The sequence below is a fragment of the Nannocystis pusilla genome, assembly GCF_020073745.1.
Taxonomy (GTDB): Bacteria; Myxococcota_A; Polyangia; order Nannocystales; family Nannocystaceae; genus Nannocystis; species Nannocystis radixulma.
This window is the reverse complement of sequence record NZ_JAIRAU010000031.1, coordinates 134,327-157,883: the sequence shown is the minus strand read 5'-3', so window position 1 is coordinate 157,883 and position 23,557 is coordinate 134,327. Positions and strand designations below refer to the sequence as shown.

The 23,557-nt window shown below is 73.5% G+C and carries 18 protein-coding genes; 10 read left to right on the top strand and 8 right to left on the bottom strand.

Annotated elements, in window-relative coordinates:
• Positions 1-55: 55 nt before the first annotated feature.
• Positions 56-3,007, bottom strand: coding sequence for a protein kinase domain-containing protein (locus tag K7C98_RS24735; protein WP_224194220.1), 2,952 nt, complete (start codon positions 3,005-3,007; stop codon positions 56-58).
• Positions 3,008-3,147: 140 nt separating this feature from the next.
• On the opposite strand from K7C98_RS24735, the gene K7C98_RS24730 reads away from it, so the two are divergent.
• From K7C98_RS24730 to K7C98_RS24715, 4 genes are all read left to right on the top strand, one after another.
• The gene (locus K7C98_RS24730) at positions 3,148-3,864 is read left to right on the top strand and encodes a hypothetical protein (RefSeq protein WP_224194219.1); all 717 of its coding nucleotides are present in this window, start codon (positions 3,148-3,150) and stop codon (positions 3,862-3,864) included.
• A 113-nt stretch (positions 3,865-3,977) separates the two neighbouring features.
• A complete protein-coding gene (locus tag K7C98_RS24725; protein ID WP_224194218.1) occupies positions 3,978-5,264 on the top strand; it encodes a sigma-70 family RNA polymerase sigma factor in 1,287 nt (428 codons plus the stop codon).
• 166 nt (positions 5,265-5,430) lie between these two features.
• Positions 5,431-7,494: a protein kinase domain-containing protein gene (locus K7C98_RS43875; protein WP_263429772.1), complete on the top strand. Its 2,064-nt coding sequence runs from the start codon at positions 5,431-5,433 to the stop codon at positions 7,492-7,494.
• 265 nt (positions 7,495-7,759) lie between these two features.
• A complete protein-coding gene (locus K7C98_RS24715) occupies positions 7,760-8,236 on the top strand; it encodes a Spy/CpxP family protein refolding chaperone (RefSeq protein ID WP_224194217.1) in 477 nt (158 codons plus the stop codon).
• A gap of 61 nt (positions 8,237-8,297) precedes the next feature.
• Here K7C98_RS24715 and K7C98_RS24710 read toward each other — a convergent pair whose 3' ends face one another.
• The 4 genes from K7C98_RS24710 to K7C98_RS24695 form a co-directional block, all read right to left on the bottom strand.
• Positions 8,298-8,849, bottom strand: coding sequence for a hypothetical protein (locus tag K7C98_RS24710; RefSeq protein ID WP_224194216.1), 552 nt, complete (start codon positions 8,847-8,849; stop codon positions 8,298-8,300).
• A gap of 113 nt (positions 8,850-8,962) precedes the next feature.
• On the bottom strand, positions 8,963-9,619 hold the full coding sequence (pyrE, locus tag K7C98_RS24705; protein ID WP_224194215.1) for an orotate phosphoribosyltransferase: 657 nt from the start codon (positions 9,617-9,619) through the stop codon (positions 8,963-8,965).
• Positions 9,620-9,627: 8 nt separating this feature from the next.
• Positions 9,628-11,043, bottom strand: a complete 1,416-nt coding sequence (locus K7C98_RS24700; RefSeq protein ID WP_224194214.1) for a HAMP domain-containing sensor histidine kinase — start codon at positions 11,041-11,043, stop codon at positions 9,628-9,630.
• A complete protein-coding gene (locus tag K7C98_RS24695; RefSeq protein WP_224194213.1) occupies positions 11,040-11,771 on the bottom strand; it encodes a response regulator transcription factor in 732 nt (243 codons plus the stop codon). Before K7C98_RS24695 ends, K7C98_RS24700 begins: the two co-directional genes overlap by 4 nt.
• Before the next feature lie 144 nt (positions 11,772-11,915).
• On the opposite strand from K7C98_RS24695, the gene K7C98_RS24690 reads away from it, so the two are divergent.
• The 5 genes from K7C98_RS24690 to K7C98_RS24670 all read left to right on the top strand — a co-directional run bounded on the left by K7C98_RS24690 (position 11,916) and on the right by K7C98_RS24670 (position 17,802).
• Positions 11,916-12,134 (top strand): hypothetical protein, encoded by a 219-nt coding sequence (locus tag K7C98_RS24690; protein WP_224194212.1) that lies wholly within the window; start codon positions 11,916-11,918, stop codon positions 12,132-12,134.
• A gap of 53 nt (positions 12,135-12,187) precedes the next feature.
• The gene (locus tag K7C98_RS24685) at positions 12,188-14,656 is read left to right on the top strand and encodes a zinc-ribbon domain-containing protein (RefSeq protein ID WP_224194211.1); all 2,469 of its coding nucleotides are present in this window, start codon (positions 12,188-12,190) and stop codon (positions 14,654-14,656) included.
• 39 nt (positions 14,657-14,695) lie between these two features.
• Positions 14,696-14,995 (top strand): zf-TFIIB domain-containing protein, encoded by a 300-nt coding sequence (locus tag K7C98_RS24680; RefSeq protein WP_224194210.1) that lies wholly within the window; start codon positions 14,696-14,698, stop codon positions 14,993-14,995.
• Positions 14,996-15,004: 9 nt separating this feature from the next.
• Positions 15,005-15,856 (top strand): LysR family transcriptional regulator, encoded by an 852-nt coding sequence (locus K7C98_RS24675; RefSeq protein WP_224194209.1) that lies wholly within the window; start codon positions 15,005-15,007, stop codon positions 15,854-15,856.
• A gap of 194 nt (positions 15,857-16,050) precedes the next feature.
• Positions 16,051-17,802: a hypothetical protein gene (locus K7C98_RS24670; protein WP_224194208.1), complete on the top strand. Its 1,752-nt coding sequence runs from the start codon at positions 16,051-16,053 to the stop codon at positions 17,800-17,802.
• 58 nt (positions 17,803-17,860) lie between these two features.
• On the opposite strand, the gene K7C98_RS24665 is transcribed toward K7C98_RS24670, so the two are convergent.
• On the bottom strand, positions 17,861-18,832 hold the full coding sequence (locus K7C98_RS24665) for an isopenicillin N synthase family dioxygenase (protein WP_224194207.1): 972 nt from the start codon (positions 18,830-18,832) through the stop codon (positions 17,861-17,863).
• Positions 18,833-18,887: 55 nt separating this feature from the next.
• Entirely contained in the window at positions 18,888-20,111 is a 1,224-nt protein-coding gene (locus K7C98_RS24660; RefSeq protein WP_224194206.1) for a NupC/NupG family nucleoside CNT transporter, read from the bottom strand.
• Between the two features lie 127 nt (positions 20,112-20,238).
• Between K7C98_RS24660 and K7C98_RS24655 the strand changes: the two genes are divergently transcribed.
• Positions 20,239-20,832, top strand: coding sequence for a thymidine kinase (locus tag K7C98_RS24655; protein WP_224194205.1), 594 nt, complete (start codon positions 20,239-20,241; stop codon positions 20,830-20,832).
• A 115-nt stretch (positions 20,833-20,947) separates the two neighbouring features.
• Here K7C98_RS24655 and K7C98_RS44985 read toward each other — a convergent pair whose 3' ends face one another.
• Positions 20,948-22,255 (bottom strand): MYXO-CTERM sorting domain-containing protein, encoded by a 1,308-nt coding sequence (locus K7C98_RS44985; RefSeq protein ID WP_224194204.1) that lies wholly within the window; start codon positions 22,253-22,255, stop codon positions 20,948-20,950.
• Positions 22,256-23,557 lie beyond the last annotated feature (1,302 nt).

Here is a 23,557-nt window from a genome sequence, read left to right as displayed (position 1 = left end):
CCCTCCGCGCAATCGAAGGTGGCCGGCGAATGTCGGCAGGCGAGTTCGTGCGAGATCAGGGGCGCGGCCGCGCACCTGTCTTTGCGGACATCTTCTCGATCGCGGCGAGGGCCCGCACGGCGGCGGTCTTCCCGGCCTCGGCGGCGCGCCGCAGCTCGGGTTCGGCGAGCAGGAGCAAGGCGAGGCGGCGCTTGCCGTCGGCGCCGCCGGCGGGGAGCAGGCGGGCGAGCGTGGCGCGGATGATCGCGGACTCCTCGGCGTCGGGCGCGCCGCCGGCGTGGGCGTCGAGGTCGGCGACGGCGCGCTCGCCGGCGGTGCGGGCGTCGGCCTGGCGGCCGAGCGCGAGCAGGGCCTGGGCCCGCAGCGCGTGGAGATAGGGCAGCGGCGGCTGGATCGGCGGCTCGCTCGGGGCGCTGGCGATCAGGCGCTCGGACAGGGCCAGCGCGGCGCCCGGGTCGTCGGTCCACAGGGCGACCTCGACGAGGTTGCGCTCGACGATCCGCGCGTAGACGTGCTCGGGGCCGAAGCGCTGGCGGTACAGCGCGAGCGCCTCCTGGTAGTGCTCGCGGGCGCGGGGCAGCTCGCCGCGCTTGTCGGCGAGCATGGCGAGGTCGTTGTGCAGGGTCGCCCGGTGCATGAGGTCGACGTCGGGCTGGTCGCGGAAGATCGCCAGGGCCTCGTCGTAGCGGGCCTGGGCGCCGTCGAGGTCGCCGCGCTGCTCGGCGATCTCGGCCAGGGTGCGGGCCGACTCGGCGAGCATGGGATTGCCTCTGGGCAATGTCTTTTGGCGCACGTCGTGGGCCTCGCGGGCGAGCGCCTCGGCGCGGTCGAGGTCGTCGCGCTCGAGCGCGAGGACGGCGGCGTGGTTGAGGAAGGAGGCGATGGCCGGGTGGGAGCGGCCGTAGGCGCGCTCGCAGGCCGCGATCGCGCGGTCGAACACGCGCTGGGCCTCGTCGAGGGCCTCGAGGCGCTGGTGGGTGAGGGCGAGGCTGTGCAGGGCGTCGGCGAGGTCGGTGGCGGCGCCGGCGACGTCGCGCTCGTAGATCTCGAGCGCGCGCTGGGCGGGGGCGAGGGCCTCCTCGTAGCGGCCGAGCAGGCGCAGGCCGTTGGCGACGCCGAGGTCGAGGCGGGCGCGCAGGGCCGGGTCGTCGCCGGCGCGGACGATCGCGGCCGCGGCGGCGAGGCGGTGCGACTCGAGGCGGACGGCGTCGGGCTCGTGGGTGCCGACGTGGTAGACGAGGTCGGTCCAGGCGCCGGCGGCGGCGCGGTCGTCGTGGCCGCGCGCGGCGGCTGCGATCGCGGCGGCGAGCGACTCGGCGCTGACGTCGTAGCGGGCCAGGCGCCGCTGGATCCGCGCGCGCACGCGCAGGGCCTCGGCCTCGAGCGGGGCGTAGGCGAGGGCGACGGCCTCGTTGACGGCGACGAGGGCGAGCTCGAAGGCCTGGGTGTAGTCGCCGGCGAGCTCCTGGGCGCCGGCGGCGGCCAGGCGGGCCTCGACGTCGGCGACCTTGACCGGGTCGTCGGGCGGGGGGACGACGCTGTCGAGGGCGTCGGTGGCGGCGCAGCCGGCGAGGTCGCCGAGCAACGAGATGGCCTCGGGGGCATGTTCGATCGTACCGGCACCCGCGCGCGCGAGGCCGTCGCTCAGGGCCTTGAAGCGGCCGAGGTGGCGGTTGAGACAGCGGGTGCGGAGGTCGAGGATCCGCCCGGACTGCTCGCCGAAGATGTGGGTGGCGGCGCAGGCGTCGTGGTGGGCCGCCTGCCACTGGTCGGCCCAGGCCGAGAGCGCGGTCTTCGTGGTCTGCCAGGTGTCGAGGGCGTAGGGCGCTCCGGAGGCGAGGAAGGCGCGCTCGATCTCGGCGACGCGGGCGTCGTCCCAGATCCCGGCGAGCTTCTGCGCGGCGCCCTGGCACGGCGGTTCGGCGACGGGGCCGCGGACGAGCCACAGGCCGAGGCCGAGGCCGAGGCCGGCGAGGCCGGCGAGGGCCCAGGCGCCGCGGCGGCCGAGGCCGCGCTCGCGGGCGAGGGCGTCCAGGAGGGCGCGCATCGACGGGTGGCGGTCTTCGGGGTCGAGGGCGAGGCCGCGGGCGACGATCTTGCGCAGCCACTTCGGCACCTGGGCGCCGGCCGGCGGGGCCTCGACCTTGCCCTTCATGATCTGGAACGCGAGGGCCGACAGGCGCGTGGCGGTGAACGGGCGCACGCCGTAGAGCGCCTGCCACAGGGCGACGCAGAACGAGAACTGATCGCTGAGGGCGTCGGCGGGGCGGCCGAGGTGCTGCTCGGGCGACATGTACGCGGGCGTGCCGATCAGCGCGCCGGTGCGGGTGACGAGCACGGCCTCGGCGATGTGGTCGCGCGAGCGCGAGGCGGAGGTCGAGGCGGAGGCGATGGCGGCGAGGGCCTCGCTGTCGCCGGTGACGCTGTCGGGGGCGTCGCCGTTGGCCCGCGCGAGGCCGAAGTCGAGGACGCGCGGGCGGCCGTCGTCGCCGATGAGGACGTTGTCGGGCTTGAAGTCGCGGTGGACCAGGCCGGCCGCGTGGGCGGCGGCCAGGCCCTCGCCGGCGCGGCGCATGACCTCGAGGACGTCGGGCCAATTGCGCGGCTGTTCTTTGAGCCAGGCGGTGAGGGTGCGCCCGGCGACGAACTCCATGGCGAGGAAGATGTGGTCGCCGTAGGTGCCGACGTCGTGGACGCCGACGACGTTGGGGTGCGACAGGCGGGCCAGCGACTTGGCCTCGCGCAGCAGGCGGGCCCGGGCGTCGAGGCTGGCGTTGCCGCGCGCGTGCAGCAGCTTGAGGGCGATCTTGCGATCGAGCTCGGGGTCGTAGGCGGCGTAGACGACACCCATGGCGCCGGAGCCGAGGCGGCCGAGGATCATGTAGCGGCCGACACATGTCCCTGTGGACAGGTCGTGCGCGGCCGGAGGGGCGCGCGCGAGTTCGCCGTCGCGGGTGATCTCGCTGGTCACCGAGGTGTCCTGCGACGGCGTCCGATCGATCTCCACCGCGCGGGATCTTGCCTCACCGGGCCGGCCCGCTCAACGCCCCTCGCCGCCCGCGGGGGCGGGCGGCCGCGCCGGCGGCGGACGTCACGGTTCGCGGGCGATGGTCCGCGGGCCGCGCGAGAGGTACCCTGCGGCCGACCATGGTCGACGAACACCTGACGCCCGTGCTGATGGCCTGCAGCGAAGCGGAGCTGGCCGTGCTTATCGAGTTCCTCGGACGTCCGCCGTCGGGGCTGCTGTGGTTCGACCGCCGCCTCCGCGACCCCCGGTCGACGCGGGCCGAGCGGGTCGCGGCGGTGATCGAGCGCATCGTCTGGCTCGGCTCGCACAGCGTCCTCGGGCGCACGGGGCCGGGCAAGCAGGCGTACCTCCAGATCGTGTGCGACGCGCTGGCGGAGTTGCAGCTGTCCGAAGAGCCAGCCGAGGACGGGCTCGCGGGCCTCGAGCTGCGGGTGGTCCGTTACGTGCTCGACGCCAACTTCGAGGCGCTGCCGGTCGAGACCCAGCAGGTCCTGCTCGACCAGTTCCGCGCCGGCGACACGTACGCCGAGGGGGTCCGCGACCTCGGGGTGCTCCACGACTTTCTCACGCACGCGAAGGGGCCCGAGCGGCGGGCGCTGCCCGTCGGACACGCGGCGCAGGTGGCGACCGACAAGCTGCGCGACGCGGCGGTGGAGCAGGTGCAGAAGCGGCTCCTGCACGCGGGCCTCAAGGTGGTGCTGCGCGGGGCGGCGGGGCCGGTGTACAACGCGATTCGCCTGTGGGGCTGGGCCGGACCGGCGTTTCGCTACACCGTGCCGGTGATCGTGTACGTGGCGTACCTGCGCGGACACGTCGTCGTCGACGCGGCGGCCTGAGCGCCAGGGACAATCCCGGGCCCTTGATAGGCTCTTGATCGTCGCGTCTGCACTCCTGACGCCCGATTGATCGCGCGCCTGCGATCGTGAGCGGCGAACGAAAGGACTGCACCATGCTGCGTCAATCGCCGAATGCCGTCGTCACCACCGCGCCCGTGCGCGAGACCTCCGACGGCGACGCGTCCGTGTCCGCGGTCAGCGTCGCCGCAGAGGCCGGGAACCTGCTCGCGCCCTACTTCCGCGACCTCGCGGGGGTCGAGGTGATGACCAAGGAAGAGGAGCTCGCGGCCGCGATCCAGATCGCGGAGCTGCGCAAGGGCTTCTGGCGCTCGATCCTGAATTACCCGCCGTTCATCGACGGGATCTGCGGCCTCGCCTCCGAGGTGCTGCCGCCCGAGACCTGCCCGGCCGCGGCGCTGGCGGCGATGAAGCAGACGTCGCGGGCGCTGCGGGACCGCGACCTCCTGACCCACCAGAAAGCGTTCGAGGCCGCGCGCGAGGCGCTGGCGGAGCAGATGGGGCTCTCGGACGTCGACAGCGTGGTGTCCGACCGGATCCTCGCCGACCTCGCCAGCGTCGAGCTCGGGGTGGCGTCGGGCCTCAGCATGAAGGTCAAGCTGCCCCGCCGCGGCAGCGCGCCGTTCTTCCAGTACGCGACGGCGGTCCGCCGCGACCACCACGCGCTGACGCTGGCCAAGAACGCGTTCGTGCGCGCCAACCTGCGCCTCGTGGTGACGATCGCGCGCCGCTACAACCACGGCAAGATGCCGCTGCAGGACCTCATCCAGGAGGGCAACATCGGTCTGATGAAGGCGGTCGACCGCTTCGACCACCGCAAGGGCTTCCGCTTCTCGACCTACGGCTCGTGGTGGATCCGCCACGCGATCAGCCGCTCGATCGCCGACAAGGCGCGCAGCGTGCGGCTGCCGGTCCACATGATCGACGCGTACAACAAGGTCAGTCGCGCCCGGCGCGAGTTCGAGGCGCTGCACGCCCGGCGCCCGACCGACAGCGAGCTGGCGGCGCTCACGGGGGTCAGCACCGAGCGGATCGCGCGCATGCGCTGGTCGCTGGTCGAGGCGCCGATCAGCCTCGACCAGCCGCTGTCGGACGACAGCGGGCTGTCGCTGCTCGACGCGGTCGAGGACCCCAGCCACGTCGCGCCGGCCGAGCAGATCGACGCCGCGCTGCTGCTGTCGCAGCTGCAGGAGGTGTTCAGCCAGCTCAGCCCGATCGAGGCCGACATCCTGCGCAAGCGGATGGGCATCGGCGAGGAGCCGGAGCTGACCCTGAAGGAGATCGGCGAGCGCTACTCGCTCTCGCGTGAACGGATCCGTCAGCTCCAAGAGCAGGCGCTGACCAAGCTGCGCGGGGAGTTCCGCCGGCGAAACCTGTTGTAGGCCGCGCGGGGGGCGGCGCATCGGGCCCCGAGGCCCGCCCCGGCCGGCGGGCAGGGCGTTGACCCCGGGGCCCAACCGTTGCACGCTTTCGCCACCCCCGCTCATGGTTGTACCGGCAAGCCCCTCCGACACCAGGCCCAAGCCGCGTCGGCCGCGGTCGTGGACGATGCACTCGATCCCCATCGACGAGGAGCCGCTGCCGGAGACCCTCGGCGGGCCGATGGGCGCGAGCGGCAAGCCGGTGGAGGTCGAGGTGCTCGGCGACCTCCGCGGGCACGTGCTCGCCGGTCGCTACGTGCTCATCGAGCTGCTCGGCTCGGGCGACCTCGGCTGCGTCTACTCGGGCCGCGACCAGGCGAGCAGTCAACAGGTGGTGGTCAAGGTGCTCGCGGCCCCCGAGCAGCGCGAGGTGGTGGCGCGCATCGCCGAGCGGGCCCGACGTCGCCTCGGCGTGCGTCACCCGTGCGTCGCCGCCGTGCTCGCCGAGGGCACGATGGGCGGCCTGTGGTACGCGGTGATGGAGCACGCGGAGGGCAAGAACCTCTACCACGCCGAGGGTGACCCGCGCTTCGAGGGCGCCGGCCTGCTCAAGCTGGCGGCCGAGCTGGCGGAGGGCCTGGCCACGCTGCACGCGCTGGGGGCCCCGCACGGGGCGATCTCGCCCGGCAACCTGGTGTGGAGCCAGGCCGGCGTGAAGCTGGTCGACCTCGACGTGCAAGCTGCGCCTCGCCTGGCCGAAGGGGCAGAGGCCGACGTGACGCAATTGGCGTCGGTGCTGCTCGAGGTCGTCGGCGTCGGCGAGGCCGAGGCGCCGTGGATCGCCCCGATCGCGCAGGTGGTCCGCGGCGAGGCGCGGCCGAGCGCGGCCGAGTGGGCGCAACAGCTGCGCGCGGCCGAGATCGACGCCCTCAAGCCGCGCGTCGCCGACGCCGCTCGCCACGCCGAGGGCGCCATCGATTCGGCGTGGGACCAATTGTTCGAGGGCGCCGACTTGCCGCACCGGCCGTCGAAGGGCAAGGTGACGATCGATACGGGCCTGCACCGCATCGAGCCGCCGCCGAACCTGGCGGTGCTGTCGTACGAGGTCGAGGCCGAGACGCCCGAGCTGCCCGACCTCGACGACGACGAGCCGTCGGAGGGGCTGTCGGCGACGTCGCTGACGTCGCTGACCGCGCTGGTCGAGGAGCTCGAGCCGGAGGTGGCGGCGACGCCGCTGCGCCCGAACAGGGCCAGGACCGAGAGCAAGGCGAAGGCGGAGAGCAAGCCGAAGGCCGAGGTCAGGAGCAAGCCGGCGTCGGAGAGCAAGCCGGCCGCCAAGCCCAATCGGCCGCCGACCCGTCCCCCGACGGCGCCGCCGGCCGCCGCGGCGGCCGTCACCCCGGCCGCGGAGTCGCCGGCGACGCCTCAGACGTGGCCGGCGCTGCCCGAGCCCTCGCTGCCCGGGGCCTCGCTGCCCGGGGCCTCGCTGCCCGCGACGTCGTCGCCCGGCGCTTCGCTGCCGGAGACTTCGCTGCCCGGGACGTCGTCGCCGGCGACGTCGCTGCCGGGGGCGTCGCTGACCGCGGCCACGGCACCGCTCACCGCATCGACCACGACCCCGGCCACGCGCGTCGAGCCGAGGTGGTCGGCCTCGCCGGCGAGCCGCAACAACACGCAGCTGGCGCTCGGGCTGCTGGTGATCGCGGGGCTGTGTGCGCTGATCGCCTGGCGCTTGCAAGCCTGGGCGACCGCCGACCCGCGTCCGCCGGCGCCGGTGGTCAATCAGCCGCCGACGCCCGAGCCGACCCCCGCGCCGGCGCCGACGGCGGGGCGACCGGACCTGTCCCCGGAGACATCCACGCTGGCGCGCGTGGCCCAGGCCGAGACGCCGCCTGCGCCGGCCCCGGCCGCCGCCCCCGAGGAGGAGCTGCTGATCGCCGATGAGGGGAGCGACGACGCGCCGCCCCTCAGCGGCGGCCTCGAGCAGTTGAGCGCGGGCGACTTCCGCAAGACGCTGCTGCGCACCAACCGCTCGCAGAAGGTCCGCAGCTGCTACGACCGCCACGGGCCCGGCGACGTCCAGCTGGTCGCGCTGGTCGGCCGCAGCGGCAAGGTGCTGAAGCTGCGCATGGACGACGGGCCGCTGGCCGACTGCCTGCGCAAGGTGGTGCTGCGGCTCGAGTTCCCGCGCGCCGCCAAGCAGGCCCAGCACAATTACGTGTTCCACCCGCCGGGTGACGCCGAGGGCTGAGCATCTGGCCTTCGGGTCAGGTGGGTGACCTGTCTGCAGGGACAGGTCGCGGGCACCTGCGGCGGGCCGTCGAGCGTCACCCCGAGGGGCCGCTCGCCCGAGATCGAGAAGGCGGTGATGCGCGCGCTCGCGGCTGCAGGGGCCCGGTACGGACCCGGCGTGCCGGGTTACGGGCGCTTTACGTCCCGTGGACCCCGGGTTTGCGCGGCGAGGCGCATAGCTGCGGGCGCCGGGCGTCGAAACGGCCGTGACGAAAGGAACCACGATGCTGACCACGATTTCGAAGCTGGTGATGACTGCGGTGTTTGGCCTTACTCTGTTCGGTGCGGGCGAGGCGGCGGCGGGCGGCCACCGCGGGGATCGCGGCGCCAAGATGTGCGAGCGCCTCGAATGCACCGACGCGCAGAAGACCCAGCTGCAGCAGATCCGCGAGGCCCACAAGCCGGCGATGAAGGCCGAGCGCGAGGCCATGCGCGACCTCCACCAGCAGCTCACCGCCGAGTACGCCAAGACCCCGATCGACACCGCCAAGGTCAAGTCGCTGCGCGCGCAGCTCGACGCCCGCGAGGCCACCTTCAAGGGCCAGCGCGAGGCGATGAAGGCCAAGGTCGATGCGATCCTGACCCCGGCGCAGCGCACCAAGCTGGCCGAGTTCAAGGCCAAGCACAGGGAGGGCAAGGGCAAGGGCCATCACCGCGGGGGCGGCCGCGGCGACCGCAAGGGCCCCAGCGCTCGCGGTTGAGCGCGCCGCGACCGAGCCCATGGGCCGCGACGGAGCAGCCCGGCGTGCGCTGCTGCGGAGCTCACGTGCCGGGCGCCGGTTCGCCGTCGATGGCGTAGGTGGCACGGCAGTCGACCGGGCCGTCGGGGAGCTCGCCGAGGAGGCGATGGGCGAGCTCGCCGTGCAGCCGGCGCTCGGGGTCGAATTCGCCGTCGAAGCGGGCGTGGAGGTCGATGGTGAACAGGCCGATGGCCAGCCCCGAGAGCCCGGCGAGGGCGAAGCTGCGGTCGCGCTCCACCGCGCCCGACAGCGCCCACGGCAGCGCCGCGGCCTCGGGCGTGAACGTCAGCCAGCCGTCGACCTGGACCACCTGGGCCGCACCGTCGAGGCCGAGCAGCTGGGCCGCCCCGCCGGCGCACAGGTCGACGCCCATGCGCTGCGGGCAGTCGCACTCGAGCACCTCGCTGACGGTGAAGTAGAGGCCGCTCAACGCCTCACCGCGGCCGCGGCCGCCGGCCTCGGCCAGCGCGACCAGCAGGTCGGGGTCGAGCGGATCTTGCGGCTGGTCGTCCGGACATGCACCCAAGAACAGGGCGCAAAGGACAGCCGACCAGGCCGGGCGACGGCGACGCACCCCGGCAGCGTAGCACCATCGCCGCGATCGGACAGGCCGCCGAGGGCCTCTCGTACGGCGTCAAGCGGGGCCGGCGACGCTTGACGCAGGCGGTCCCGCCGTCACCCGGATCGTCACGGCCCCGTGGCGCCGTGTTCGGCGAGGTAGCCCTCGATCGCGCGCAGGCGCGCGTCGTCGATCACGCGCGGGTGGAGGTAGGCCGCGATCTCGCGGATGGTGACGATGGCCCGCACGGGGGCGCCGAGCTCGGTCTGCAGCTCGGCGAGCGTGCTGACGGCGCCGCGGCCCCGCTCCATGCGATCGACGGCGACCACGACCCCGGCGACGGTGACGGCGGCGGCCTTGCGCAGCAGCTCGGCGGCCTCGTGGATCGACTTGCCGGAGGTGATCACGTCGTCGACGATGACCACGCGGGCGCCGTCCCACGGCGCGGTGCCGACGAACACGCCGCCCTCGCCGTGGTCCTTGGCCTCCTTGCGGTCGAAGCAGAACGCGACGTCGCTGCCGGCCCGCGCCCGCGCGATGGCGGTGGCCACCGCCAGCGGCACGCCCTTGTACGACGGCCCGAACAGCAGGTCGCAGGCGAGCCCCTCGCGCTGCAGGCACTCGGCGTAGGCCTCGCCGAGGCCGGCGATCGCGGCGCCGGTGCGCAGCTGGCCGGCGTTGATGAAGTAGGGCGAGCGGCGCCCCGACTTGAGCGTGAAGTCGCCGAAGCGGAGCACCTCGTGGCGGACGAGGAGGTCGATGAAGCGCTGCTTGTAGCTGTCCACGGCGCGGCCTATAGCACGGCCGCGTCGCGCCCGGCGAGCGGCAAACGGACCTGCAGCCGCGCGCCCGGGCGATCGCCGGCGCGGCCCTCGGCCGCGATCGTGCCGCCGTGGGCCCGTGCGATCTGCGCGCACAAGTAGAGCCCGAGGCCGGCGCCGCCGTGGTCGCGGGCGCGGGCGTCGTCGAGGCGGTAGAACGCCTCGAACACGCGCGCCCGCTCGGCCGGCGGGATCCCGGGGCCCTCGTCCTCGACCGCGAGCACGACGTGATCGCCGGCGGCCGCGGCGGTGATCCACACATGTCCCTGAGGACAGGCCCGGCGGGCGTTGCTCAGCAGGTTGGTGATCAGCCGCTCGAGCAGCAGCGGGTCGCCGGCCAGCGTCAGCGCCGGCGGCGTGACCTCGACCTCGGCGGCGAACGGGCCGCCGATCCGGGCGAGGAACGGCGCCAGATCGATCGGCGTGCGCTGGACCGGCGAGGCGTGCGGGCCCGACAGCTCGAGCCGCCCCGACGTGAGGAGGTCTTGCACGAGCGTGGCCAGCTCGCCGAGGTCTTGCTCGAGCTCGACCGCGCCCTGGCGGATCCGTGCGCTGGCAGGGTGCTCGGGCAGCGTCTCGGCGCGCTCGGCCAGCAGCTCGGCGAGCACGCGCAGGCGGGCGATCGGCGTCTTGAGCTCGTGCGAGACGTTGGCGAGCAGCGAGCGCTGGCCGCGGAGCAGCTCGCCGAGCTGCTCGGCCATGTCGTTCATGGTCCGGCCGAGGCCGTCGATCTCGTCGCCGTGCGGGTCGACGCGCACGCGGTGACCGAGCTCGCCGCGGGCGATCCGGGCGGCGCCGTCTTCCAGCAGCGCGAGGCGGCGGGTCAGCGAGCGCGCGAGCAACCACGCAGAGGCGCCGAGCAGGCCGATCAGCGTGGCGATGGCGAGCGCCAGCATGCGGGTGCGGCGGGTCCCGTGATCGCCGGTGTCGGCGACGAGCACGGCGCGGTCGCCGATCGCGAACGCCAGCTGCGGCTCGCCCGACTTCTCGCGCAGCATCACCGGGGCGCCGCGCTCGAGCCGGCTGCGCTGGCGCGGGCGCAGCGGGCGGAGCGGGTGGGTGGTCGGGTCGCCGGCCAGGAGCGCGCCGTCGCGGTCGCGCAAGGCGATGCGCAGCTCGAGCTCCGCCGCCAGCGCCGCGACCTCGCGCTCGAGATCGCCGGCGCCGGCGAGCGCCGCCAGCAGCGCCGACCGGTGGGCCTCGACCGTCGCGTCGGCCGCCTCGACCCACCCGGCGTCGTGGCGCTCGCGGGTGGCGAACTGGACGATCGAGGCCATCGTCACGAACGCCAGCACGGCGGCGAAGAAGGTGAAGAACACCCGGCCGAACAGGCCGCGGCGCCAGCGGGCGAGCGCGGGCGGGCGGGCGCGCGGGGTCTGGTCGCTCACGCGGCGCCCTCGGGCGTGTCGTCGAGGACGTAGCCGACGCCGCGGACGGTGCGGATGAGGCCAGCGGCGCGCGCGTCGGCGGCGGCGAGGGTGCCGCGGATCTTGCTCAGCTGGACGTCGATGCTGCGGTCGACCGAGGGGTCGTAGGTGCCGGGCGCCTGGGACCTCAGCGCGCGCAGACGTTGGTGCAGCTGCTCGCGCGAGAGCACCTGCCCGCGGGCCTCGATCAGCAGCCAGAGGAGGTCGAACTGATGGGCGGTGAGGTCGCAGGCGGCGCCCGCGACCTCGACGCGGCGGCGCGCGCGGTCGACGACCAGCGGCCCGCAGCGCAGGGTGCTGGTCGGGCCCTCCGGCGACGGCACCGCCCGCCGCAGCACCGCCCGGATCCGGGCCACCAGCTCGCGCGGGCTGTACGGTTTGGGCAGGTAGTCGTCGGCGCCGAGCTCGAGGCCGAGGATGCGGTCGATCTCCTCGCTGCGCGCCGACAGCATGATGACCGGCAGCGCCGAGCGCTGTCGCAGCCGCCGGCACACCTCGAGGCCGTCGAGGCGCGGGAGCATGAGATCGAGCAAGATCACGTCGAACTCGCCGCTGAGGGCGCGGGCGAGCCCGAGTTCGCCGTCACCGGCGATCTCGACCGCGAGCTCGTGGCCCTGGAGGTATTCCGCGGTGCGCTCGGCCAGGCGGACATCGTCTTCGATCAGGAGCACCTTCGCCGGGGTTTGCATGGGTCCCCTTCGTGGGGTGACAGGGGGTGGAGCGGTGGAGCGCGAACCGGCCGGGAACGCCGTGGCGCCGGGGGCTCGGGGTGTACGGGGTGACGCGGCGTGCCGTGGTTGACACGACAGCGGGCCCAGAGTACCCCATGAGCCATGCAGTACCACTGCTCCCGCTGCCACTACGTGCTCACGGCGCCGGCCGGGAAGGACGGCGACGGCGGCGAGCTCCAGTGCCCGCGGTGCAAGGCCGAGGCGGGGCTCGAGCCGCAGAGCGCGACGCCGATGCCGATGAAGCTGTTCGCCGCGTTCCTCGGGCTGTCCCTCGTGGCGGTGCTCGCCTCGCTGGCGATGTCGGGCTCCGGCGCCGGCTGACGGGTGTCCGCCCCCTTCTGCTTTGTGCTATGGTGCCGCGAGCGAGCTAGCCCTTGATTATCCGTTGCACAAAATGCAGCACCGAGTTCGACCTGGACCCGAGCCAGGTCGGTCCCGAGGGCGTCACGCTGCGTTGCTCGGTCTGCAGTCACATGTTCCACGCCGAGCCCGAGCCCGACCCCGACGTCGGCGGCGGTCCGTGGCGCATGTCGACGGTCGAGAAGCACCTGTTCGAGCTGCCGACGCTGCGCGAGATCGTCGAGCAGGTCGCGGACGGTCGCCTGCGTCCCGACGACCAGATCTCCCACTCCGGCGGGCACTGGATCAAGCTCGGCGAGATCCCGGAGTTCTCGCCGCTGTTCATCGGCAAAGAGGGCCTCACGCGGATGTTCCGCGCCATCGAGGCGCCCTCGGCCCTCGAGCTCGGGCCGCCGCCGACGTTCGGCACCGGCGTCGACGAGCCGGCGCCGATCCGCCGCGAAGAGACGCACCGCTTCGACCTCGGCGGCGAGCTGCCGGAGCCGGCGCTGCCGCTGCTCGACGACGACGGGCCGGTGCCGGCGCCGCCGCAGTTCGACACCCCGTCGCCGCCGCCGCGGACCACCCGCGCGCAGCGGCGCACCGGCAACGTGTCGTCGATGCTCGACGCGGTCACCAAGGCCGTCAGCAGCGACAGCCTGCCGCGCGTCGAGGACGAGCCCGACAGCCCGCACAACGTCGACCCGCGCGAGCGCAGCCAGCCGATCCTCGTGTCCGACCTGGCCCGGCGCGCGGCCCAGAGCGTGGCGGCGGCGGTCCAGCGGGTCGAGGGCCAGCGGGCCAGCGAACGCGCCGCGCGCGACAAGTCGCGCTCCGGCTCCGAGTCGTCGCGCCCCGGACCTGAACTTTCGGCCAGACTCGGCGAGCGCTCGTCCGAGCTCGACGCGTCGGAGCGCCGGCCGGTGCGCGACGGTTCGTCGGGCCTGCACCGGCCCGAAGAGCGCTCGGCCACCTCGGCGGCGGTCAGCGCCGCGGTCGCGGGTGCGGCGATCTCCGTGCCGCCGACGTCGTCGCTGTCGACGCTCGGCAGCGAGCCGTCGAACCCGGCCACGGCCTCGCTCACCGCCCCCGAGGGGCCGCGGGCGCCCGACGTCGTCATCGTCAAGGTCGAGAACCCGCAGAACAAGGGCGCCGCGGGGGTCTACGCGCTCGCCGGCGTGCTGGTCGCCCTCGGCATCGTGTTCGGCATCCCCGGCATCCGCGAGCGGCTGCTCAACCTCGGCGGCGAGCCGCCGGTGGCCGCCAAGACCGAGGTCAAGCCGCCCGCGGCCGAGCCGAGCGAGTTCATCGCGGCGCGCAACGCCATGCGGACGCTCGGCCTGACCAAGACGAAGCAGGCCATCACCGACCTCGAGCGCGTCGTCGACGACCCCGAGCGCGACCCCGGAGTCGTCGCCGCCGCCAGACTGACCCAGGCCGAGGTCATGCTCCTGCGCGTGTTGTCGGCCCAGATCGCGATCATGCTCGAGCCCGAGAACCGCGACCTGCCGCAGGCCGTCGACGCCGACCTCGCCGACGCCGGCGCGCTGGTCGAGGCCGCGGGCCCCAGCGCCGACGCCACCCAGCTGGCGCGCGTGCAGGTGCTGCTGGCGCTGGCCCAGGGCAAGCTCGACGCCCCCGCGCTGGCCGACGTCAACGCGCCCGAGCAGCGCGTGCTGATCCTCGGCGCGCCGCTGTGGCGCGACCCCAAGGCGCCGATCCCCAACGGCCTCATCACCTCGCTGCAGGGCGTGCCCAACCCGAGCGCGCTGCATCAATCGCTGCTGGCGCTGGCGCTGTGGCGCAGCGGCGACGACGAGGGCGCGCGCAAGGTGCTCGACAGCGTGCTCGGTCGCGTCGGCGACATGCAGGCCGCGGTCGCGCTGCGGGCCGCGCTCGACCGCAGCGCCGCCGAGAAGGGCGAGACCTTGCCGCCGCCGCCGGAGCCGCCGCCCGAGCCGGCCACGCCCGGGGCGTCGGACCCGAACAACCCGGAGGCGCCGCCCGAGGACCCGATCCGCCCCGACGGCGAGCCCGGCACGCGCCCGGTCCGTCCGGCCACGCCGACGTCGCCGGAGAACGAGGCCACCAGCACGCTGATCTCGACCGGCTGTCAGAAGGTCCGCGGCGGCGATCCCGACGGCGGCATCAAGCTGCTGCTGGCGGCCCACGACAAGCTCGGCGGCTCGCGCAACCTCGATCTGTGTCTGTGCCTCGGGACAGGTTTCCTGGCCAAGAACACCCACGACTCCGCGCTCTCGTGGTTCAAGCGCGCGGTCAGTCAGGCGCCCGCCAACCGCGAGGCCATCGCCGGGGCCGCGCGCTCGGCCGAGCTGGCCGGCAAGCACGGCGTGGCCGTCGAGTACTACCGCAAGCTCGTCGAGATCGAGCCGGGCAACCAGACCGCCCGCAACTACCTGCAGAGGCACGACAGCGCCGGCAAGAGCGCCCCGCCGCCCGAGGATCCAGGGGACCTCTTGCCGGTCGGGAAGAAGTCGCCCTGAGCGGTCGCCGCCGCTTCAGGGCCCGGGACGGAGGGCGTGATGAGCAGCGGAACTCTGAGCGAGCAAGAACAGCAGCAGCGCGAGGCTCTCGCGCGGCAGCGCGAGGCCGTCCAGGTCAGGCAGTCCCAGATCTCGTCCGACGAGCGCGAGCACCAGCGCCGGCTGCACTGGATGCACTGTCCGAAGTGCGGCAGCGAGCTCGCCGAGGTCCAGTTTCGCGCGGTCAAGGTCGACAAGTGCTTCTCGTGCAACGGCGTGTTCCTCGACGACGGCGAGCTCGAGCAGCTGACCGGAAAGCCAGGTTGGCTCGAGAGCATGCTGCGCCTGTTCAAGAGCTAGCGCGCGGCGATGCTGTCCTCGCTGGACGACCTGCGCTACCTCGAGGCCTTCGAGCGCCTCGGCTCGGCCGCCGCCGCGGGCCGTGACCTCGGCGTCGCGCCCTCCACCGTGTACCGCCGGATCGCCGCGCTCGAGCAGGCCGTCGGCTTCGTCTGCCTCGAGCGCTCGCGCGGGATCACGGCCGCCGGTCGCGAGCTCGCCGCGCTCGCACGCACCACCGGCGTCACCCTCGCCGGCATCGCCCGCCGCGCTCGCGACCGCCGCGAGGAGGTGCGTGGCACGATCACCGTCACCACCATCGACGGCTTCGGCCCGCTGCTGGTCGCCCCGATCGCCGCGCTCGCGGCCACCTTCCCGCGGCTGCGGGTCGACGTGCACATCTCCGACGCCGGCCTCAGTCTGCGCAAGGGCCAGGCGGAGATCGGGCTCGGCCTGCTCTCGGACCCGCCGCAGACGCTCGTCGGGCGCAAGCTGTTCCCGGTCCAGTTCGGCGTCTACGGCACGCGGGCCCTCGCGGCCGAGCCGGCGCACGCGCGCTGGCTGGTGCTCGGCGCTCCCCTTCACAACACCTGGCTCGGCCAGTGGGAGCGCGAGCACGTGCCGCAGGACCGGGTCGCCTTCGCCACCCCGTCGCGGCGCCTGCTCGTCGACCTCGCCGTCGCCGGCGTCGGCCTCAACCTCATGCCCGTGCGCCTCGCCGCCGAGCACCCCGAGCTGATCGAGCTGAGGCAGTTCCGGGCCACGACGGCGCCGCTCACCCGGCCGGCGTGGATCTTGACCCACCCCGACCTGCGCAAGGACGCCCGCGTCTCGGTGGTGATGAAGATGTTGGCGCGACACCTCGCGCAGAGCGACGGCTGAACCCCGCGACCGGGTCTTCGATCCTTCGTCGGTCGTCCTCACGAACATCGTCGAGGACCGCTGCCCTCATGGGCGCTTGCGCGCTCGCACCACGGCCGTCAGGACGAAAAATCTTTCAAATCTCCTGCGGCGAAGTCCAGTTTTGGTTGCTATGGTAGCAATCCGACACGAGACCGGCGCTCCAGGGATTCTCCATGACGCACCCACGCCCCTTCATCCTCCCCGTTCTCCTCCTCACCCTCGACATCGCCGGTTGCACCCCCCCGGGCAACGACGGGACCGACAGCGCGACCGAGACCGACGCGACGACGACCGACGCGACGACGACCACCGTGAGCACTCTCGAGTCGACCGGCGATCCCACAGACACGTCCGGGCCCTCGACGAGCACGAGCGGGGGCGACGACACGACGACGACGAGCACGACGTCGACGAGCACGACCGAGCCGGTGGACGACACGACGTCGACGAGCACGACCGAGCCGGTGGACGACACCACCACCGCCCCCGACGACACCAGCACGAGCACGAGCGGTGGCGACGACACGACGAGCACGACGACGGGCACGACCGGGCCGGACGACACGACGACGACGGGCCCGGACGACGACACCACCACGACCGGAGGTGACCCCGTGTGCGGCGACGGCGTGGCGTGGGTCCGGCACATCCCCAACCACGCCAAGGCCCGCCTCTTCAACGAGCTCGTCGTCGACGCCGGCGACAACCTGTTCGCCGCCGGTAACTTCTGGCAGACGGCCGACTTCGGCGGCGGCCCGCTCGAGGCCGGGGACCCGACGGCCGCCGATGGCTTCCTCGTCAAGTACGGCCCGCAGGGCGAACACCTGTGGACCCGCCAGTTCGGCGGCGTCGACGAGCAGCGGCTCTACGGCGTCGCCGTCGACGCCGGCGGCGACATCGTCGTCGCCGGCAAGTTCCGCGGCACGCTGGTCCTCGGTGACGCGCAGCTGCACAGCGCCGGGCTCGACGACGGTTTCGTCGCGCGCCTCGACCCCAGCGGGGCGCCGCTGTGGAGCCAGCGCTTCGGCGGCGCCGCGGACGACTCCGGCCTGCGGGTCGCCGTCGACGGCGCCGGGGACGTCGTGCTCACGGCACGCTCGACGGGTCCGCTCGACTTCGGCGACGGGCCGCTGGGACAGGGGGTCGCCGCTCACGTCGTCAAGTTCGACCCCGACGGCGCGCTCCTGTGGCACCGGGCCTACGACGCCCAGCTGATCGACGCGCGGGGCGTCGCCGTCGGCCCGGACGACACCGTCGTCGTCGCCGGCGATTTCAGCGGGACCTGTGACTTCGGCGCCGGCCCGGTGGACAGCCAGATCGGGGGCGACGTGTTCGTCCTCAAGCTCGACCCCGACGGCGACCTCGCGTGGTCCGTCGTGAGCAACGGGTCGAACGACTTCGGCAGTCCCAGCGTCACCGGCGTGGCGATCGACGGCGCCGGGAGGAGCCACCTCGGCGGCTGGTTCACCGGCGAGATCGGGTTCGGCGGGCCGGGCGTGGTCACCGAGGGCCAGCTCGACGCGTGGGTCGCCACGCTGAGCCCGGACGGCGCGCAGGTGTCGATCAGCGCCCACGGCAGCGGCCCGAACACCTGGCAGATGATCACCGACGTGGCGGCCGACGCCGCCGGCCGCACGGCGGTGTCCGGGAGCTTCCAGGGCACGATCGCGTTCGGCGACGACCTCCTCGCGCTCAGCCCCGGGGACACGAAGTTCGACGCCTTCGCCGCGCGCTTCGACGAGGCCGGCGCGCCGATCGAGGCCCACGGCTTCGGGGCGCTCGGGGAGCAGTTCGGCGACGTGATCGCCCTCGGCGCCGACGGCAGCGCGTGGCTCGCCGGCAGCTTCAGGGACACCTTCGAGCTCGGCGGCGAGACGCTCACCGTCACCGAGGACGACGGCTACGTCGCGCGCCTGTGCCCCTGAACCGGACGTCGGGGGCGGTGTCGCCGAATGACTTCGGCGACCCGGACCCCGACGCGCGTCACATCTGCGGCTTGAGCAGCCCGATCTCGATCAGCCGCTGCGTCAGGTACGCGTCGGCCGTGATCGGCTCCGGATAATGATTCGGGTTGTCCGGCGTGACGCAGCTGGGCAGCGACTCGATCAGGAACTCCGAGTTCGGGTGGAGGAAGAACGGGATCGAGTAGCGCGGGATCTCGGCGTAGGGCGACGGCGGGTTGACCACGCGGTGGGTCGTCGAGCGCAGCACGTCGTTGGTGAGGCGCTGCAGCATGTCGCCGACGTTGACGACGATCGCCTCGGGGATGGTCGTCACCGGCACCCACTGGCCGGCGCGGCTCAGCACCTCGAGGCCTGGTTCGCCGGAGCCGATGAGCAGGGTGATGAGGTTGATGTCTTCGTGCTGGCCGGAGCGGACGCTGCCGGGGTCGCCGCGGCCGGGCTCGAGCGGGGGGTAGTGGATCGGGCGGAGGATCGAGTTGCCGTGGTCGGTCTTGTCGGCGAAGTAGCGCTCGTCGAGGTCGAGGCCGAGGGCCACGGCGCGGAGGACCCGGTCGCCCAAGTTTTCGAGCTGGCGGTACAGCTCCCACGTCGCCTCGCGGAACCCGGGGATCTCGGTCGGCCAGATGTTGGGCGGGTAGTGGGCCGTCCAGGCCGCGCCGGGCACGTGTTCGCGGCCGACGTGCCAGAACTCCTTGAGGTCGACGGCCGGGCTGTCCTTGGCGTGTTCGACGCCGAACGGCGTGTAGCCGCGGGCGCCGCCCTTGCCGACGTTGTAGGCCATCTTGGCCGCGGCCGGCAGGTCGAAGAACGCCTTGATCGCGCGGTAGGCGTCGGCGATGAGCGCGTCGGGGATGCCGTGGTGGGACACCGCGACGAAGCCGATCTCGCGGTAGGCGTGGTTGAGCTCGCGGACGAACCCGGCCCGCTCGCGCGGGTCGTCCGAGCGGTCGAAGCGGCGGATGTCGAGGATCGGTACCAGTTCGGTGGACATGTCTTTTGGTTCCTGGCCTGTGGACCAGCCCGACGAGGAGCTCGCGGCGAGCGGGTCAGAGCAGCGCGCCTGCGACGCAGGCGGTGGAGAAGTTGGCGAGCGTGGCGGCGACCAGCGCCAGCGCGCCGAGGCGGGCGATGTCGGGCTTGCGCTCGGGCACCAGGGCTCCGAGCCCGCCGATCTGGATGCCGATGCTCGACAGGTTGGCGAACCCGCACACGGCGAAGGTCGCGATCGCCACCGTGCGCGGGTCGAGCCCGGACGCGGCGTGGAGCTGCTGGAACGCCACGATCTCGTTGACGGCCATGCGCGTGCCGAGGACCCCGCCGACGGTGGTGGCCTCGGCCCACGGGATGCCCATCAGCGCGGCGATCGGCGCGAAGCCCCAGCCGAGCACGCGCTCGATCGACAGCGGGGCCCCGAACGCCGGCACGAGGCCGACGATCGCGTTGAGCAGCGACACCAGGGCGACGAACGAGATCAACATCGCGCCGACGTTGGCGGCCAGGCGCAGGCCGTCGCTGGTGCCGTTGGCGGCCGCCTCGAGGATGTTGCGGCTGCTCTCGACCGGCGCGTCGCGGACCATGCCTGCGGTCTCGGGGGTGCCGGTCTCGGGCACGATCAGCTTGGCGAACACCAGGGAGATCGGCGCCGTCATCGCCATCGCCGTGAGGAGGTGCTCGATCTTCACCCCGCCGAACAGCACGTAGGCGCCGAGGATCGCGCCCGACACCGAGGCCATGCCGGCGACGATCACGGTGAACAGCTCGGACTCGGTCAGCTTGCTGAGGAACGGCCGGATCGTCAGCGGCGCCTCGGTCTGGCCCATGAAGATGCTGGCGGCGATGCACAGCGACTCGGCCCCGCTGGCGCCGAACACGTGGACCATCGCCCGCGCCAGCACGCGGACGATCAATTGCATCACCCCGAGGTAGTAGAGCACCGCGAACAGCGCCGCGACGAACACGATCGTCGGCAGCACCTGGAACGCGAAGATCATGCCGATGCCGCTGGCGCCGCCCTTGGGCAGCCCGAGCTCGCCGAACAGGAAGCCCGAGCCGACGAACGCGTGGTCGAGCACCGCCTGCACCGCCTGGGCCGCGTGGGCCAGGCCGGCGCCGCCCTGGGGCAGCTTGAGCAGCAGCAGGCCGATGACCCATTGCAGCGCCACGCCCCACAGCAGCACCCGCAGGGACACCGCCTTGCGGTCGCGGCTGAGGGCGTAGCCGACGCCGAGCAGGACGACGAAGCCGACGACGCTGACGAGCTGAAGGGGCATCCGCCGCCGACTTTAGCAGCCCGCACGAGGCGCGTGGAGGGAGGTATCCACATTTCACGGCGCCGCGATCGCCGGCCGGCGCGGCTTTACAGGGCGGCGCCCCGCGAGGCACCATCCCGGCGCCCGCATGGCCAAGCTCTACTTCCGTCACGGCACCATGGACAGCGCCAAGACCCTGAACTTGCTGGCGGTGGCCCACAACTACCGCAGCCAGGGCAAGCGCGTGCTGCTGCTGAAGCCGCGGATCGACGACCGCTTCGGCGCCGGCGCGATCGCCTCCCGCGCCGGCCTGCACGCCGAGGCCGACCTCCTGATCGAGCCGGACAGCGTCCTCGACCCCGCGCTGTTCGCCGGCGTCGACTGCGTCCTCGTCGACGAGGCCCAGTTCCTGTCGGCGCGGGTCATCGAGCAGCTGCGCGTGCTGACGCAGGGCGGCCCCCCGGTGATCTGCTACGGCCTGCGCACCGACTTCCGCACCGCGCTGTTCGAGGGCTCGCGCCGCCTGCTCGAGCTGGCCGACAGCATCGAGGAGGTCAAGGTCACCTGCCAGTTCTGCAACCGCAAGGCGATCTTCAACCTCCGCCACGGCGGCGGCGAGGCGGTCACCGAGGGCGAGCAGATCCAGCTCGGCGGGTCCGAGAGCTACGCGCCGGCCTGCTTCGCCTGTTACCAGGCCCGCACCTCCCTGTTCCCGCCGCTGGCGCCGGCCAGCGACGCCTGATCCAGCCGCCCCGAAGTTCGGCCTGTCGATCGCGGCGCGATCGACTCGCTTCGTCGCGCGATCTCCCCACGCCGGCCGGGGGCGTCGGTGCCCTCGGACGGGGCCCCGCGGCGGCTCATCGCCGGCGGCGACGACGGATGAGCACGCCGGCGAGGGCGAGGGCGAGGCCCGTCGCCGCGTGCCCGTCCGGCCGGTCGTCGGCGGTCCGGCACCCGCAGCCCTCGTCCGGGGCGGACGCTCCGGGGCCCCCGCTGTCGGACGCGCCGGCTCCGGTCGCGCTCCCGTCCGAGCTGGTGTCGCCTGCGGAGGAGCCCGCGCCGGTGGTGACCGGGCCTCCTCCTCCGGAGGAGCCCGTGCTGTCTCCGCCGGACGTGCTCGTGCTCGCGGGGCCCGAGGTGGTCGGGTCGTCCGGGCCGGAGGTGCTCGTGCCGTCGCTGCCGGAGCCGGTCGGATCGGGGTCGGGACCGACGGGCGCGCAGCCGATCCGCTCGGTGCTCACCACGACGTTGTCGAACCACGCCCGGTTGCTCACGTCGGTGTCGCCCGGCTCGATGTAGTGCTGCAAGAAGGCCTTGTTCAGCCCGAGCTCCGGGATGTCGCGCCAGTGCAGGCCCGCGGCCGCGTGGCCCGGCTGGTCGTCGATCCAGAACGCCATCTCGCCGTCGGCCTGCCCGGGCGTGTTCAGCTTCATGTACATCTCGAGGCAGACCCACTGATTCTTCGGGAGGACCACCGGGGGCTCGGGCGAGAAGTGATTGCCCCAGCAGCACTCGAGGCCGTCGTCGCACGGCATGTCCTTGTCGGCGCAGCCGGAGCAGATGTTCGCGGCGTAGTCGCCGCTGCAGTAGCCGCCGGCGTCGCAGCCCATGTCCGGGTGGTACGTATAAAAGAAGAGCTCGTGCGACGCGTTGAAGTCGACCGTCGTGCCCGCCCAGCGCTCGCCGTTGGGGCGGCAGCCGGCGTTGCCGTCGGTCTCCCAGAACGCGTCGGGGCGCGAGCCGGCGAGGGCGAGGAAGTGGTGGACGTACTGGTGATCCTCGGCGAGCTTCACCCACGTCCGGAAGTACAGCTGCTCGTGGTTGGTCAGCGCGCAGCCCGCCTGCTTCTCGCCCGCGCAGGTGCGGACCGCGAGCGCGCCGCCCTGGTACTGGGCCGAGGCTTCACCCGGCATGTGCAGCGCCCACTCGCCGGCGAACGCCGCCCCGCGCTCGTTCGTCAGGCGGATCCGGGCGGGGTCGTTCCCGCCGTCCGTGCAGCCCACGCACTGGACGAACGGCGACCCCTCGAACCACGACTGCCAGCCGAGGTCGCCCGACTCGAAGTCCTCGCAGGCGATCCATCCGGGCTCGGGCGCGTCGCACTCGCCGGCCGCCGCGGCGCCCGGGGCGGCGAAGAACGCCAGAACGACGACGGCCGCGACCACCCCGACCGATCCACCCCCTCGCTCGTGTGCACCGCGTAAAAAGGACCGCTGCTGCATCGGCTCACCCTCCCCGGGCAAGAGGGGAGGCGAGAACGCCGCGCCTGTCAATACACCGACGACGCGCAGGCCCGCTGCGCGCCGCGTGAACGACGGGGCGGCGAGGGAGGGGCGCCAGGCCCCCATCGCGATCGCGCCCGGAGGTGCGGCGACGAGCGTCCAAGAGGACAGGTCGGGCGCGCGTGGGCGGTGCGCCTGCGAGTGTCCCGAAGGACAGAGCACCCGTGCACGGCGGCGCCGGGACGTGCGAGGGCGGGTGTCCAGAACGACAGGCCGGCCGCGCGGGGCGTCGCGGAGATGGGTGCCTCGAAGGACAGTTCGTTCGACAGGTGTCCAGAAGGACAGGTCGGCGGCCGCCGGGCCGCGACTAGGCTGTCCTGAAAGACACGTCGATGCAGCCGCCGCGGCACGCCGCGCGGGGGCGCCTCGGTGCGGCGCGTAGCGACCGACAGAGCCGACGCGCCGCGGCGCCGGATCCAGCTGCCCGGCAACGACAGGTCCTTCGCGGCGCGCTCGTACGACATGTCTCGAAGGTCATGTCTCTGCGGGCTTCCACGCCGGGCTCTCCGGCGGCCGGGGCGCCGAGCCCGTGGCGATCCTCCTCGAGGCCCTGCTGCGCGCGGTCGTCGAGGTGCGGGCCGAGCACGTGCTGCTCGACGTCCCGGCGTGCCGGAGGTCGACGCCGAGGCCGCCGGTGACCTGCGCGCCGCGTCGGCCTTGTCGGGAGCTCGCCGCTCATCGCCGACTCGCTCGTCGCGCTCGCGGTCGATCTCGCCGGCGTGCCGGCGTTCGCCACCCTGCAAGACGGGCTGCGCCACGCGCTGGCGGCCGTCGCGGCGCCGGCGACCGCACGCGGCCACGACGGACTCAGGGCGCGAGCAGGGAAGTGGAGCGCTGAACGACATGGTGCGGCGACTCGCGTCGCCCTGGGGTCTCGCGGACACGTGGGCCCTCGGCCCCGGCGGCGCACCCGGCCGCGACGTCGCCGAGGGGCTGGCGCGTAACGGCGATCACACGCAATGCGTGTCGTTGAGGTCTTCGGGGATCACCTGGTCCTCGGGACAGCCCCCAACAATCGCGGCACATCGTGAAAGTCGGCTCCTGGGGCCGATCTCCGGCCCCCTGCGGGCTTCGCGTTCGCACTGAACGAACGTTCAAACGCAGCCGGCGCAGGGCCACGCACTCACAACTTTGTATGTGAAATTTCAACGCCATCCCCGATTGGTTACGCAGAGGACACCCGCC

What these genes read in the sequence shown, in the direction of transcription:
- K7C98_RS24695 (WP_224194213.1), bottom strand. Translation starts at nt 11,771, where the DNA reads ATGCAAACCCCGGCGAAGGTGCTCCTGATCGAAGACGATGTCCGCCTG.
- K7C98_RS24675 (WP_224194209.1), top strand. Translation starts at nt 15,005, where the DNA reads ATGCTGTCCTCGCTGGACGACCTGCGCTACCTCGAGGCCTTCGAGCGC.
- K7C98_RS24670 (WP_224194208.1), top strand. Translation starts at nt 16,051, where the DNA reads ATGACGCACCCACGCCCCTTCATCCTCCCCGTTCTCCTCCTCACCCTC.
- K7C98_RS24715 (WP_224194217.1), top strand. Translation starts at nt 7,760, where the DNA reads ATGCTGACCACGATTTCGAAGCTGGTGATGACTGCGGTGTTTGGCCTT.
- K7C98_RS24660 (WP_224194206.1), bottom strand. Translation starts at nt 20,111, where the DNA reads ATGCCCCTTCAGCTCGTCAGCGTCGTCGGCTTCGTCGTCCTGCTCGGC.
- K7C98_RS24655 (WP_224194205.1), top strand. Translation starts at nt 20,239, where the DNA reads ATGGCCAAGCTCTACTTCCGTCACGGCACCATGGACAGCGCCAAGACC.
- K7C98_RS24730 (WP_224194219.1), top strand. Translation starts at nt 3,148, where the DNA reads ATGGTCGACGAACACCTGACGCCCGTGCTGATGGCCTGCAGCGAAGCG.
- K7C98_RS43875 (WP_263429772.1), top strand. Translation starts at nt 5,431, where the DNA reads ATGCACTCGATCCCCATCGACGAGGAGCCGCTGCCGGAGACCCTCGGC.
- K7C98_RS24680 (WP_224194210.1), top strand. Translation starts at nt 14,696, where the DNA reads ATGAGCAGCGGAACTCTGAGCGAGCAAGAACAGCAGCAGCGCGAGGCT.
- K7C98_RS24665 (WP_224194207.1), bottom strand. Translation starts at nt 18,832, where the DNA reads ATGTCCACCGAACTGGTACCGATCCTCGACATCCGCCGCTTCGACCGC.
- K7C98_RS24725 (WP_224194218.1), top strand. Translation starts at nt 3,978, where the DNA reads ATGCTGCGTCAATCGCCGAATGCCGTCGTCACCACCGCGCCCGTGCGC.
- K7C98_RS24690 (WP_224194212.1), top strand. Translation starts at nt 11,916, where the DNA reads ATGCAGTACCACTGCTCCCGCTGCCACTACGTGCTCACGGCGCCGGCC.